The organism is Streptomyces sp. DH37 (assembly GCF_029813835.1).
Lineage (GTDB): Bacteria > Actinomycetota > Actinomycetes > Streptomycetales > Streptomycetaceae > Streptomyces.
On sequence record NZ_JARVKV010000103.1, the window covers coordinates 1 to 13,515 of the forward strand.

Consider the following 13,515-nt stretch of genomic DNA (forward strand, 5'->3'; position numbering starts at 1 on the left):
GTCCGCCCCCCGCGGCCGGGCGCGCCGCGTCCGTCTCCCGGCCCCGCCGGAACGGGAGGGCGGCCGGACGGGTCCGGATAGGTTGAGCCCATGCCGCCCGCCCCCGATCCGCCGCGCTCCACGCTGCCCGCGGCCTCGCGCTCCGCGCTGCCCGCGATCGCGCGGTCCGTGCCGCTCCCGGCCCCGCGGACGGCGCTGCCGCCGGCCGCGCGCCGCCCCCGGCGGTTCTGGTCCCGGCTGCTGCCCGTGCTGGTGCTGCTGGCCGCGCTCACCCGCGTCCCGTCCTTCCTGCGCCCGCTGTGGAACCCCGACGAGGGCTTCCTGGCCACCCAGGCCCGGATGCTCGCCGACGGCGGGGTCCTCTACGACACCGTCGTGGACCGCAAGCCGCCCCTGGTGCCCTGGCTGTACCAGGGGGCCTTCGCCCTCTTCGGCGACGAGTCGCTGTGGCCGGTCAAGGCCGCGGCGGTGGCGGCGGTGGCGGCGACCGCCGCGCTGCTGGCCTCCCTCGCCCGCCGCCGCTGGGGCGAGCGGGCCGGCTGGGCCGCCGGGGTGCTCTTCGTCCTGGCCTCGGTGGGCCTCAACCCCGAGGACGCCCAGGCGGCGAACTTCGAGGTCTTCATACTGCCGTTCACCGCGGCGGCCGTCTGGTGCGCCGACCGGCGGCGCTGGACGGCGGCCGGGCTCGCGGTCGCCGGGGCCTTCCTGGTCAAGCAGACGGGCGGCGCGGTCCTGCTGCCCGTGCTGTTCACGCTGTGGCGCTCGGTGCCGCCCGGCGGGCGGCGGGCCGCGCTGGTCCGGCTCGGCGCCGGCTTCGCGCTCCCGGTGGCGGCGGTGGCCGCGGCCACCGGCTGGTCCCGCTTCCTGTTCTGGACGGTCACCGGCTCCGGCGCGTACGCCTCCTTCACCGGTTCGGAGCTGCACGTGCTCGGCCGGGGCCTGGGCAACACGGCCATCGCGGCGGCGGGGTGCGCGGGGCTGCTGGTGCCGCTGGCGGCGGCGCTGCGGCGCCGCCCGGACCGGGGACGGGTCCTGACGGCGGATCTGTGGGTCTGGTCGGCGGCGTCCGCCGTCGCCGTGGTCTCCGGCTTCCACTTCTTCGGCCACTACTACCTGCAACTGCTGCCGCCGCTGGCCCTGCTGGGCGCCGGGGCCCTGCACCTGCTGGGCGGCGAGTGGCCGCGCCGGGCGGCGCTGTGCGGCGCGCTGTCGTGCGCGCTGTTCCTGGGGTGGAGCGCCGCGGCGGACAGCGGGGAGCTGGACCACGCCCGGAAGGTGGCCGACGCCGCGCGCCGGCACGCCGGGCCCCAGGAGAAGGTGCTCCTGTGGGGCATGCACCCGGAGGGCTACTGGTTCGCCGACCGCACCCCGGCCAGCCGCTACCTCACCGCCGGTCTGCTCACCAACTTCAGCGGCGGCCGGGACGGCCACCGGGTGGGCCAGCGCTACGGCGTCGAGGGCGGCTGGCGGACCTTCCGCGCCGAGCTGGCCGACGACCCGCCGAAGGTGATCGTCGACGACTCGCGCGGCAAGCCGTACGGCCCCTCCCGGATGCCGACCCTGCGGTACCTCCTGGCGGCGCACTACGAGCGCGCGGAGCGGGTGGACGGGGCGGTGGTGTACGTACTGCGGCCGGACCGCCCGGCGGAGGGAGCGGCCGGCGGACGCTGAGCCGCGGGGAGCCGGCGGGCCGTCAGCGGACCGAGCGCGGCCCGGCCGTCCGGGCGCCCAGCGCCTCCACCCGCTCCCGCAGCCCGCGGTCGGCGGTGACCACGGTGCAGCGCCGGCCGCGGCCCTCGGCCGCCACCAGCTCCACGATCCGGTCGTCCCCGCTGCCGGGTGCCTCCACCACCCGCACCCCGGGGACGGAGGCCACCCCGCGCGCCGCCCCCTCCACGACGAGCACGATCTCCTCGGCGTCCCCGGCGTCCCCGGCGTCCCCGGCGTGCTCGCCGTCCGGGTCCGCCGCCCGCGCCGCGAGCCGGTCCCGCAGCCGTTCGGCCGCGCCGCGCCGGTCCCGCCACCAGCCGTCGGGCACCGAACCGACGACGTTGGCGGCGTCCACGACGAGGAGAGCGCGTTCCGGCATGCGCCCAGGGTGCCATGCGCTGCACGGCAGGGCACAGCAGAGCAGGACAGGGCAGAGCACGGCACGACGGCGCCCGTCCGCGCGGAGGCCGCGCGGACGGGCGCCGTCAAGGGTCTGCCCTCAGGGGCGGCGGGTCACCGCGGGACGCTCGCGACGCCCGGCTCCAGGAACCGCTTGCCGGTGACGCGCTCGGAGACGCCCTCGCGGTCCAGGTACGGCGTGATGCCGCCCAGGTGGAAGGGCCAGCCGGCACCGGTGATCAGGCACAGGTCGATGTCCTGCGCCTCGGCGACGACGCCCTCGTCGAGCATCAGGCGGATCTCCTCGGCGATCGCGTTCAGCGCGCGCTCGCGGACCTGCTCCTCGGTCAGCACCGTGTCGCCGGTCTCGAAGAGGGCGGCGACCTCCGGGTCCAGCTCCGGCTTGCCGGAGTCGTACACGTAGAGGTTGCGCTTGCCCGCCTCGACGACGCGGCCGAGGTTCTCCGAGACGCCGAAGCGGTCGGGGAACGCGGCGTTCAGGGTGCCCGCCACATGGTGGGCGACCGCCGGGCCGACCAGCTCCAGCAGGACGATCGGCGACATCGGCAGGCCCAGCGGGGCCAGCGCGCGGTCGGCGACCTCGACGGGGGTGCCCTCGTCGATGGAGCGCAGCACCTCGCCCAGGAAGCGGGTGAGGATGCGGTTGACGACGAACGCCGGGGCGTCCTTGACCAGGACGGCCGTCTTCTTCAGCGACTTGGCGACCGCGAAGGCCGTCGCCAGCGAGGCGTCGTCGGTCTGCTCGGCGCGGACGATCTCCAGCAGCGGCAGCACGGCGACCGGGTTGAAGAAGTGGAAGCCCACGACCCGCTCGGGGTGCCTGAGCTTGCTCGCCATCTCGGTGACCGACAGCGAGGAGGTGTTGGTGGCCAGGACGGCGTGCTCGGGCACGACCGCCTCGACCTCGGCGAACACCTGCTGCTTGACGCCCATCTCCTCGAAGACGGCCTCGATCACGAAGTCGGCGTCCGCGAAGGCCTCGGCCTTGTCCAGCGAACCGGTGACCAGGGCCTTGAGGCGGTTGGCCTTGTCCTGGTTGACGCGGCCCTTGAGCAGCAGCTTGTCGATCTCGCCGTGGACGTAGCCCACGCCCTTGTCGACGCGCTCCCGGTCGATGTCGGTCAGGACGACCGGCACCTCCAGACGGCGGGCGAACAGCAGCGCGAGCTGGGAGGCCATCAGACCGGCGCCGACGACGCCGACCTTGGTGACCGGGCGGGCCAGCTTCCGGTCCGGGGCGCCGGCCGGGCGCTTGGCGCGCTTCTGCACCAGGTTGAAGGCGTAGATGCCGCTGCGCAGCTCGTCGCCCATGATCAGGTCGGCCAGGGCGCGGTCCTCGGCGTCGAAGCCCTGCCGCAGGTCGCCGTTCCTGGCCGCCGCGATGATGTCCAGCGCGCGGTACGCGGCCGGCGCCGCGCCGTGCACCTTGGAGTCGGCGATGCCGCGGCCGCGGGCGACGGCCTGGTCCCAGGCCTCGCCGCGGTCGACGTCCGGGCGGTCGACCTCGAGTTCGCCGCGGAGCACCGAGGCGGTCCAGATCAGGGACTGCTCCAGGAAGTCGGCCCCGTCGAAGATCGCGTCGGCGATGCCGAGCTCGAAGACCTGCTCGCCCTTCAGCTGCTTGTTCTGGTTGAGCGAGTTCTCGATGATCACCGAGACCGCGCGGTCCGCGCCGATCAGGTTCGGCAGCAGGGTGCAGCCGCCCCAGCCGGGGACCAGCCCGAGGAAGACCTCGGGCAGGGAGAAGGCCGGGATGGCCCGCGAGACGGTGCGGTAGGAGCAGTGCAGGCCGACCTCGACGCCGCCGCCCATCGCCGCGCCGTTGTAGTAGGCGAAGGTCGGCACGGCCAGGGAGGACAGCCGCCTGAAGATGTCGTGGCCGCCCTTGCCGATGGCCAGCGCGTCCTCGCGGCGCCTGATGACCTCCACGCCCTTGAGGTCGGCGCCGACGGCGAAGATGAACGGCTTGCCGGTCACGCCGACGCCGACGATCTCGCCCCGGGCGGCCTCGGCCTCGACCTGGTCGATCGCCCTGTCCAGGTTGGCCAGCGACTGCGGGCCGAGGGTGGTCGGCTTGGTGTGGTCCAGGCCGTTGTCCAGGGTGATGAGCGCGAACCGGCCCGCGCCCTGGGGGAGGTCGAGGTGGCGTACGTGGGCGCTGGTGACGACCTCGTCCGGGAAGAGCTCGGCGGCGCCCTTCAGCAGCTCAGCGGTACTCACTTGCCCTCCCAGTGGGGGTTCTCCCAGATCACGGTGCCGCCCATGCCGAAGCCGACGCACATGGTGGTCAGGCCGTAGCGGACGTGCGGCTGCTCCTCGAACTGCCGTGCGAGCTGCGTCATCAGGCGGACGCCCGACGAGGCGAGCGGGTGGCCGAACGCGATGGCGCCGCCGTACTGGTTGACGCGCGCGTCGTCGTCGGCGATGCCGTAGTGGTCCAGGAACGCCAGGACCTGGACGGCGAAGGCCTCGTTGATCTCGAACAGGCCGATGTCGCCGATGGACAGGCCGGCCTTGGCCAGCGCCTTCTCCGTGGAGGGGACCGGACCGATGCCCATGACCTCCGGCTCCACGCCCGCGAAGGCGTAGGAGACCAGGCGCATCTTGACCGGCAGGCCCAGCTCCCGGGCCACGTCCTCGGCGGCGATCAGGGAGGCGGTGGCGCCGTCGTTGAGGCCGGCGGCGTTGCCCGCGGTGACCCGGCCGTGCGCGCGGAAGGGCGTCTTCAGCCCCGCGAGCTGCTCCAGGGTGGTGCCCGGGCGCATCGGCTCGTCGGCGGTGGCCAGGCCCCAGCCGGTCTCGCCGGCCTCGGGGCTGGTGCGGCGCACGGAGACCGGCACCAGGTCGGCCTGGATCCTGCCGTCGGCGTACGCCTTGGCGGCCTTCTCCTGGCTGCGCACGGCGTACTCGTCGGCGCGCCGCTTGGTGATGTGCGGGAAGCGGTCGTGCAGGTTCTCCGCCGTCATGCCCATGAACAGGGCGGACTGGTCGACCAGCTTCTCGGAGACGAAGCGCGGGTTGGGGTCCACGCCCTCGCCCATCGGGTGGCGGCCCATGTGCTCGACACCGCCCGCGACCACGACGTCGTACGCGCCGAAGGCGATCGACCCGGCGGTCGTCGTCACGGCGGTCATGGCGCCGGCGCACATGCGGTCGATGGAGTAGCCCGGCACCGTCGTCGGCAGCCCGGCCAGGATGCCGGCGGTGCGGCCCAGGGTCAGGCCCTGGTCGCCGATCTGAGTCGTCGCGGCGACGGCGACCTCGTCGATGCGCTCCGGGGGCAGGTCCGGGTTGCGGCGCAGCAGCTCACGGATGCACTTGACGACCAGGTCGTCGGCGCGCGTCTCGTGGTACATGCCCTTGGGGCCCGCCTTGCCGAACGGGGTGCGAACGCCGTCGACGAAGACGACGTCCCTAGCGGTACGAGGCACGTTGGCTCTCCTCCAGGTGCGGCCAGGGGTCCGGGGGTGCGTCCCCCCGGGGAAGTGCGGTCGCCGTGCGGCGTTCTTCCCGCCACCAATGCTACCGGTCGGTAACCATTATGGGGCAAGGGGCGTCCCCGGGGAGGGGCGCACGTCACACGCGTGCCCTCCCCGGGGGAGGACCGGGGCCGTACGGGTGTCAGCCCGCCTGCGCGGGCGCCGCCAGGGCCGTGGTGAGCAGCTCGGCGGTCTGCTCGACCTGCCACTCGCGGGCCCCGTGGCGGCGCAGCTCCTCCGCCACCGCCTCGGGCGTGGGCTCGGCCGGGGGCTCCCAGCACAGCCGCCGCACGGTGTCGGGCGTCAGCAGGTTCTCCTGGGGCAGGCCCAGCTCCTCCGCGCGCTCGGTCACCGCCGCGCGCGCCGCGGCGAGCCGGGCCGCCGCGGCCGGGTCCTTGTCGGCCCAGGCCCGCGGGGGCGGCGGGCCGGCCGGCGTCAGGGCGGGCTGGGGCAGCTCCGACTCGGGCAGGGCGCGGGCGCGCTGGACCGCGGCCAGCCACTGCTCCAGCTGCTTGCGCCCCATCCGGTGCCCGTACCCCGGCAGCGCGGCCAGCGTCTGCACGGTGGCGGGCATCGCCAGCGCGGCCTCCACGATGGCCGCGTCGGTGAGCACCTTGCCCGGTGAGACGTCGCGCCGCCGCGCCACCTGGTCGCGGGCCGTCCACAGCTCCCGTACGGCCGCCATCTGCCGCCTCCTGCGGACCTTGTGCATGCCCGAGGTGCGGCGCCAGGGGTCCTTGCGGGGGGCGGGCGGCGGGGCCGCGGCGATGGCGGCGAACTCCTGGTGCGCCCACTCCAGCTTGCCCTGGCGCTCCAGCTCCTCCTCCAGGGCGTCGCGCAGGTCGATCAGCAGCTCCACGTCCAGCGCCGCGTACCGCAGCCAGGGCTCGGGCAGCGGGCGGGTGGACCAGTCCACCGCGGAGTGGCCCTTCTCCAGCGAGTAGCCCAGGACGTTCTCGACCATCGCGCCGAGGCCGACGCGGGCGAAGCCCGCCAGTCGCCCGGCCAGCTCGGTGTCGAACAGCCGCGTGGGGCGCATGCCCGCCTCGCGCAGGCAGGGGAGGTCCTGGGTGGCGGCGTGCAGCACCCACTCGGCGTCCCCGATGGCCTCGCCGAGGGCGGTCAGGTCCGGGCAGCCGACCGGGTCGACCAGGGCGGTCCCCGCGCCCGCGCGGCGCAGCTGGACGAGGTAGGCGCTCTGCCCGTAGCGGTATCCGGACGCCCGCTCGGCGTCGACCGCGACGGGACCGGTGCCCCCGGCGAAGGCGGTCACGACCTCCGCGAGGGCCTCGGGAGTGGCGGTCACGGGCGGGACGCCCTCGCGCGGTTCCAGCAAGGGGACCGGTGCCGGACCTTCCTCCCCGGAGGGAGGCCGTGCCGCGTTGCTTATGGAGGTCTCTTGGGCGTCGGTCACGGGACAAGGGTATCCGCGAGCACGCAGTGCGCGGTGCCCGCCGACGGAACGTCACGTCGGCGGGCACCACGCACCGCCCGCCCGGCCGGGAAGCGGCCGGACGGGCGGGGGCCGGGGACCGGCCGGCCGGAAGGCGCGGGCCGGTCCGGGGCGGGGAGCGGACGGGAGCGGAGGAGGGATCGGAGGGACCGGAGGGCTCGAAGGGATCGGGAAGAGGGGGAAGGGGAGGGGGCGGGGAGGGCGTGGGATCAGTGGATGATGCCGGTGCGCAGGGCCACCGCGACCATGCCCGCGCGGTCGCCGGTGCCCAGTTTGCGGGCGATCCGGGCGAGGTGGCTCTTGACGGTCAGGGCGGACAGGCCCATGGAGACGCCGATCGCCTTGTTGGACTGGCCCTCCGCCACCAGCCGCAGCACCTCGATCTCCCGGCCGGACAGCTCGCGGTAGCCGCCCGGCTGACCGGGGGCGCCCGGCGGGCGGCGGTGCATGCGGGCAGCGGCGGCGGCGCCGATGGGTGCGGTGCCGGGGCGCCCGGGGTGGCCGGGGGTGCCGCGGGTGCCGGTGACGACGTATCCCTTGACACCGCCGGCGAGGGCGTTGCGCACGGCGCCGATGTCGTCGGCGGCCGAGAGGGCGAGACCGTTGGGCCAGCCCGCTGCCCGGGTCTCGGAGAGCAGGGTCAGGCCGGAGCCGTCGGGAAGGTGGACTTCGGCGACGCAGATGTCGCGCGGGTTGGCGACACGGGGACGGGCCTCCGCGACCGAAGACGCCTCGATCACGTCCCGGACACCGAGCGCCCACAGGTGGCGGGTGACGGTGGAACGGACCCGGGGGTCGGCGACGACGACCATGGCCGTCGGCTTGTTCGGGCGGTAGGCGACCAGGCTTGTGGGGTGCTCAAGAAGAACGGACACCGGGCCTCCTGGGGAGTGGAGAGCGGACGGAAGCCGACTATGGGGGGAAGTCGGGATGGGATTGAGCCCTGTGGAGGGGTCACAGAATCCTTCGGCACTCCGCCGGTCCGGCTTTAGGGAATGATCACGAATGAGTGAGTGGAAAATTCCGGCAAATCGGACATGAACTCGATCCGGGGAACCATCAGAGTGGCTGCGGGCCGCGACGCTGCGGCAGTGGTACGACGGCCGCCCCCTCGCCGCTCTCCGGCGGCAGCCCCGCGCACTGGCACAGCAGGTCGCACCAGGCGGCCAGGTGCGCGGCCGCCGCGCCCCCGAGTCCCTCCCGCGGGGTCCACGAGGCGCGGACCTCGATCTCCGACCGCGCCGCCCGCCCCGCCAGCTCCCCGAAGGAGTGGGAGTCCGCCCGCGTCACCGTGCCGCCCTCCCCGGCGTACACCGCCGCCCGCGTCTCCAGGGCGCCCGTCAGCCACGACCAGGTGACCTCCGGCAGCAGCGGGTCCGCCGCCATCTCCGGCTCCAGGTCGGCGCGGGCCAGGGTCACCACGCGGAACGTGCCCCGCCACGCCTCCTGGCCCTCGGGGTCGTGCAGCAGCACGAACCGCCCGTCGGCCAGCTCCTCGCCCTCGGCCTCGACCGACGCCTCCAGCGCGTACGCGAACGGCGCCAGCCGCCGGGGCGGCGGCAGCGGGTCGAGCCGGACCTCCGGCCGCGGCCGTACCGCGGTGAGGGCGGCCACGGCCTGCCGGAAGGGCCGCGGGGCCTCCTCACCGCCGGGACCCTCCGTGCCGTCCGCCTGGTGTGCTCGCGCCGCTGCCATGGGCGGCAGCGTAGGCGGAACGGGTGCTCCGGACGGGTAGGGACACGTGCGAGACTTCTGGTTGTGACCGCCGACGACCGAACCGCCGCCCCGACCCCCTCCTCCGCGGGATCCCCCGACCCCGCCGTGGCCGACTCCGCCTTCCTGCGGGCGTGCCGCCGCGAGCCCGTGCCGCACACCCCGGTGTGGTTCATGCGGCAGGCCGGACGCTCCCTGCCGGAGTACCGGAAGGTGCGCGAGGGCATCGGGATGCTGGACTCCTGCATGCGTCCCGATCTCGTCACCGAGATCACCCTCCAGCCCGTCCGCCGCCACAAGGTGGACGCGGCCATCTACTTCAGCGACATCGTCGTCCCGCTCAAGGCCATCGGCCTCGACCTCGACATCAAGCCGGGCGTGGGGCCCGTCGTCGAGCGGCCCGTCCGCTCCCGCGCCGACCTGGAGCGGCTGCGCCCGCTGGAGCCGGACGACGTGAAGTACGTGACCGAGGCCGTCGGCATGCTCACCGCCGAGCTGGGCGCCACCCCGCTCATCGGCTTCGCCGGCGCCCCCTTCACCCTCGCCAGCTACCTCGTGGAGGGCGGGCCGTCCCGCAACCACGAGCACACCAAGGCGATGATGTACGGCGACCCGGAACTGTGGGCCGACCTGCTGGACCGGCTCGCGGACATCACCGCCGGCTTCCTGAAGGTGCAGATCGAGGCGGGCGCGAGCGCCGTCCAGCTCTTCGACTCCTGGGCCGGGGCCCTGGCGCCCGCCGACTACCGCGCCTCGGTGCTGCCCGCCTCCGCCAAGGTCTTCGACGCCGTCGCCCACTACGGCGTCCCCCGCATCCACTTCGGCGTCGGCACCGGCGAGCTGCTGGGCGCGATGTCCCAGGCGGGCGCGGACGTCGTCGGCGCGGACTGGCGGGTGCCGCTGGACGAGGCCGCCCGCCGGATCGGGCCCGGCAAGGCCGTCCAGGGCAACCTCGACCCGGCCGTGCTCTTCGCGCCGCGCGAGGCCGTCGAGACCCAGGCGCGGCGCGTGCTGGACGCGGCCCGCAAGCTGCCGGACGGCACCGGTCACATCTTCAACCTCGGACACGGGGTGCTGCCCGACACCGACCCCGACGCGCTCACCCGGCTCGTCGAGTACGTCCACGAGCGGACCGCGCGCTGAGAGACCCCGGTGGGGCGGCCTCCGCGGAGGCCGCCCCACCGGGCGCTCCCTCACTCCCTCCCCGAGCCCCCCGCGGGCCCGTCCTCCCGCGCCGCCGGCCCGGGAACCGGCCCCGGAACCGTCCCCGGAACCGTCACTGGAGGCGGTACGGCGGGCCCGGTGCGCCGCGGCCGCGAACCCTCCGGCCGCCGCGGCAGACGGGAGCGGACCAGCCGCCACACCACCGCCGCCAGCAGCGCCGCCGCGGCGAAGGGCAGCAGCACGCCCAGGACGACGGTGAACCAGCGGACCGTCGAGACGAAGGCGTGCCAGCCGCCCGACAGGGCGTCGAGGAAGGACGGCGTACCGTCCTCCTCCCCGGCGGGCTCCGCGTCCGGCCCGTGCAGCAGCAGCGTGACCGTGGCCGTCCCGGTGCGGTCCTCCAGGGACTTCAGACGCGCCTGGAGGGACTCCAGGTCCGCCTGCCGGGTGCTCAGCTCGGCCTCCAGGGCCACCACGTCGGCCAGCTCCTCCGCCTCGTCCATCAGCGCGCGCACCCGCGCCACGCTGGCCTTCTGCGTCCTGATCCGGCTCTCGACGTCGACCACCCGGTCGGTGACGTCCTTCGCCGAGACCCTCCGCTCGACCAGCTTCCCGAGCCCGGCCAGCTCCTCCAGCACGTCCTCGTACTCCTCGGGCGGCACCCGCAGCGTCATCCGGGAGAGGTCGTCGTCCCCGCCGCGCTCGGTCTCCTCGCCGGCGACGTAGCCGCCCGCGGACTCCACCACCGCACGGGCACGGGCCACCCTCCCCGCCACGTCCTGCGTCACCACGGTGAGCGACGCCGTGCGGACGATGTGGGTCGCGGCGGGGCCGGGCGCCTCGTCGGCGCCGGCCGCCTCCTGACTCCCGGCCGCCTTCCGGTCCGCCTGCGAGGCGCCCGGCTCGTAGGCTTCCCCCTCACGCCCCTCCTGTCTCTCTTGCCCCTCCTGTCCTTCCCGTGCCTCCTGCGGCACCGCGCCGGGCGCCTCGGGCGCGGCCACGCCCCTGTCGGCCGAGGCCGCCTCCTTCTCGTCCCCGCCTCCCGCCGCGCCGCAGCCGGTGACCGCCAGCGCCGCCGCCAGCAGCGCCGCGGCGAGCGGCCCGCGGCGCCCCGGCCCCCGCACGGACGCGGACGTGAACACGCGCGTGAACATCAATGCCCCCCAACACATCGGTGAACGTCGCGGGTTGGACGGCCGCCCGGGCGGGCGGGTTGCCGGGTTCCGGTAGCGAAGCGGTCACGGTAGGGCCACCGTCCGGCCACCGCCGGGCCCCGCGCCACCGCCGGGGTCACCGCCCGCGCCACCGCCGGGCCGCCGCGCCGGGACCGGCGGGGGTCTGCGAGAGTGGGGCCATGCACGTCATCGTCATCGGCGGCGGCATCGCCGGGCTCGCCGCCGCCCACCGCCTCCTGGAGGGCGGCGCGCGCGTGACCGTCCTGGAGTCCTCGCCCCGGCTCGGCGGCAAGCTGTACGCGGGCCGGATCGCGGACGTCGCGGTCGACCTGGGAGCCGAGTCGATGCTCGCCCGCCGCCCCGAGGGCCTCGACCTCGCCCGCGCCGCCGGCCTCGGCGACGCCCTCCAGCCGCCCGCCACGGGCACCGCGGCGATCTGGACCCGCGGCGAGGTGCGCCCGATGCCCACCGGCCACCTCATGGGCGTACCCGCCGACCCGGCCGTCCTGGGCGGGGTCCTCTCGCCCGACGGCCTCGCCCGCGCCGCCGAGGACGCCGAGTTGCCGCGCACCGAGATCGGCGAGGACGTGGCCGTCGGCGAGTACGTCGCCGCCCGCCTCGGCCGCGAGGTCGTGGACCGGCTCGTGGAGCCGCTGCTGGGCGGGGTGTACGCCGGTGACGCCTACCGGATCTCCCTGCGCGCCTCCGTACCGGCGCTGTTCGAGGCGGCACGGAAGGAGCGCTCGCTGCTCGCCGCCGTGCGCGGCGTCCAGGAGCGCGCCGCCGCGAACCGGCAGGACGGGCCCGTCTTCATGGGCATCGAGGGCGGCATGGGACGGCTGCCCGGCGCCGTCGCCGACACCTGCCGCGCCGCGGGCGCGGAGATCCTCACCGGGACCCCCGCCGAGGAGCTGCGCCGCACCGGGAAGGGCTGGACGGTGACCGCCGGCGGCCGCGCGCGGGAGGCGGACGCGGTGGTGCTCGCCGTCCCCGCGCCCGCCGCCGCGCGGCTGCTGTCCGGCCCCGCCCCCTCCGCCGCGGCCGAGCTGTCGGGCGTCGAGTACGCCTCCATGGCCCTGGTCACCATGGCCTTCCGCCGCCGCGACCTGGCCTCCGTCCCCGAGGGCCGGGGCTTCCTCGTCCCCGCCGTGGACGGGCGGACGATCAAGGCGTCCACCTTCTCCACCAACAAGTGGCACTGGAACGCCGCCCAGGACCCCGGCCTCTTCGTCCTGCGCACCTCCCTGGGCCGGTACGGCGAGGAGGAGGTCCTCGGGCTCGACGACGCCGACCTGGTGGAGGCCTCCCTGCGCGACCTGGGGACCGCGATCGGGCTCACCGCCCGCCCGGTCGCCTCCACCGTCACCCGCTGGAACGACGGACTGCCGCAGTACCCCGTCGGCCACCTCGAGCGCGTCGCCCGTGTGCGCCGCCACCTCGCCGCCCTGCCGGGCCTGGCGGTGTGCGGCGCGGCGTACGACGGGGTGGGCATCCCGGCGTGCGTCGGCGGGGCCCGCGCCGCCGCCGGGTCGTTGCTCGCCGGCGGCGCTCCGGCCGGAACTCCAGCCGATGTCGAGGACCCAGCCACCGGCCGCCCCGGTCGCCGCGCGAGAATGAACCCATGACTGCTGAACCCCGCAAGACGCCCAACGCGGGCAAGAAGGCCAAGGACCTCAACGAGGTCATCCGCTACACCCTCTGGTCGGTCTTCCGCCTGCGCGAGGCGCTTCCCGAGGACCGCGCCGGCTACGCCGACGAGGTCCAGGAGCTGTTCGACCAGCTCGCCGCCAAGGACGTCACCGTGCGCGGCACCTACGACGTCTCCGGGCTGCGCGCCGACGCCGACGTGATGATCTGGTGGCACGCGGAGACCGCCGACGCGCTCCAGGAGGCGTACAACCTCTTCCGGCGCACCCGGCTGGGCCGCGCGCTGGAGCCGGTGTGGTCCAACATGGCGCTGCACCGCCCCGCCGAGTTCAACCGCTCGCACATCCCGGCCTTCCTCGCCGACGAGGAGCCGCGCGCGTACGTGTGCGTCTACCCCTTCGTGCGCTCCTACGAGTGGTACGTGCTGCCCGACGAGGAGCGCCGCGAGATGCTCGCCGAGCACGGGAAGATGGCGCGCGGCTACCCGGACGTGCGCGCCAACACCGTCGCCTCCTTCGCGCTGGGCGACTACGAGTGGCTGCTGGCCTTCGAGGCCGACGAGCTGCACCGCATCGTCGACCTGATGCGCCACCTGCGCGCCTCCCGGGCCCGCCTCCACGTCCGCGAGGAGATCCCCTTCTACACCGGCCGCCGCAAGCAGGTGGCGGAGCTGGTGGCCGGGCTGGCGTAGCACGCCCCTCGGCGCGCACCGCCCGTACACACCCGTACGTCCCCGGCCGGTGACCGCCCGCCC

11 protein-coding genes are annotated in these 13,515 nt (G+C 75.4%); 4 read left to right on the forward strand and 7 right to left on the reverse strand.

Annotated elements, in window-relative coordinates:
- Positions 1 to 90 precede the first annotated feature (90 nt).
- Positions 91 to 1,671 carry a glycosyltransferase family 39 protein gene (locus QC029_RS29275; protein ID WP_279558863.1) on the forward strand — a complete coding sequence of 527 codons (1,581 nt, stop codon included), beginning with the start codon at positions 91 to 93 and terminating at the stop codon, positions 1,669 to 1,671.
- Positions 1,672 to 1,693: 22 nt separating this feature from the next.
- On the opposite strand, the gene QC029_RS29280 is transcribed toward QC029_RS29275, so the two are convergent.
- From QC029_RS29280 to QC029_RS29305, 6 genes are all read right to left on the reverse strand, one after another.
- Positions 1,694 to 2,089, reverse strand: coding sequence for an NTP pyrophosphohydrolase (locus QC029_RS29280; protein ID WP_279558864.1), 396 nt, complete (start codon positions 2,087 to 2,089; stop codon positions 1,694 to 1,696).
- Between the two features lie 134 nt (positions 2,090 to 2,223).
- A complete protein-coding gene (locus tag QC029_RS29285) occupies positions 2,224 to 4,350 on the reverse strand; it encodes a 3-hydroxyacyl-CoA dehydrogenase NAD-binding domain-containing protein (RefSeq protein WP_279558865.1) in 2,127 nt (708 codons plus the stop codon).
- The gene (locus QC029_RS29290; RefSeq protein ID WP_279558866.1) at positions 4,347 to 5,561 is read right to left on the reverse strand and encodes an acetyl-CoA C-acyltransferase; all 1,215 of its coding nucleotides are present in this window, start codon (positions 5,559 to 5,561) and stop codon (positions 4,347 to 4,349) included. Before QC029_RS29290 ends, QC029_RS29285 begins: the two co-directional genes overlap by 4 nt.
- 190 nt (positions 5,562 to 5,751) lie before the next feature.
- Positions 5,752 to 6,999: a ribonuclease D gene (locus tag QC029_RS29295; RefSeq protein WP_279558872.1), complete on the reverse strand. Its 1,248-nt coding sequence runs from the start codon at positions 6,997 to 6,999 to the stop codon at positions 5,752 to 5,754.
- 272 nt (positions 7,000 to 7,271) lie between these two features.
- On the reverse strand, positions 7,272 to 7,937 hold the full coding sequence (locus tag QC029_RS29300) for a response regulator transcription factor (RefSeq protein ID WP_279558867.1): 666 nt from the start codon (positions 7,935 to 7,937) through the stop codon (positions 7,272 to 7,274).
- A gap of 184 nt (positions 7,938 to 8,121) precedes the next feature.
- Complete coding sequence (locus QC029_RS29305) at positions 8,122 to 8,757, reverse strand: DUF3000 domain-containing protein (protein WP_279558868.1); 636 nt, start codon at positions 8,755 to 8,757, stop codon at positions 8,122 to 8,124.
- Between the two features lie 126 nt (positions 8,758 to 8,883).
- Between QC029_RS29305 and hemE the strand changes: the two genes are divergently transcribed.
- A complete protein-coding gene (gene hemE / locus QC029_RS29310; RefSeq protein WP_279558873.1) occupies positions 8,884 to 9,918 on the forward strand; it encodes a uroporphyrinogen decarboxylase in 1,035 nt (344 codons plus the stop codon).
- 50 nt (positions 9,919 to 9,968) lie between these two features.
- Here the strand turns inward: hemE and QC029_RS29315 are convergent, their stop codons facing one another.
- Positions 9,969 to 11,081: a DUF4349 domain-containing protein gene (locus QC029_RS29315; RefSeq protein ID WP_279558869.1), complete on the reverse strand. Its 1,113-nt coding sequence runs from the start codon at positions 11,079 to 11,081 to the stop codon at positions 9,969 to 9,971.
- Between the two features lie 212 nt (positions 11,082 to 11,293).
- On the opposite strand from QC029_RS29315, the gene hemG reads away from it, so the two are divergent.
- The gene (hemG, locus tag QC029_RS29320) at positions 11,294 to 12,739 is read left to right on the forward strand and encodes a protoporphyrinogen oxidase (protein WP_279558870.1); all 1,446 of its coding nucleotides are present in this window, start codon (positions 11,294 to 11,296) and stop codon (positions 12,737 to 12,739) included.
- On the forward strand, positions 12,736 to 13,452 hold the full coding sequence (gene hemQ, locus QC029_RS29325) for a hydrogen peroxide-dependent heme synthase (protein ID WP_279558871.1): 717 nt from the start codon (positions 12,736 to 12,738) through the stop codon (positions 13,450 to 13,452). The genes hemG and hemQ overlap by 4 nt, the downstream gene beginning before the upstream one ends.
- Positions 13,453 to 13,515 lie beyond the last annotated feature (63 nt).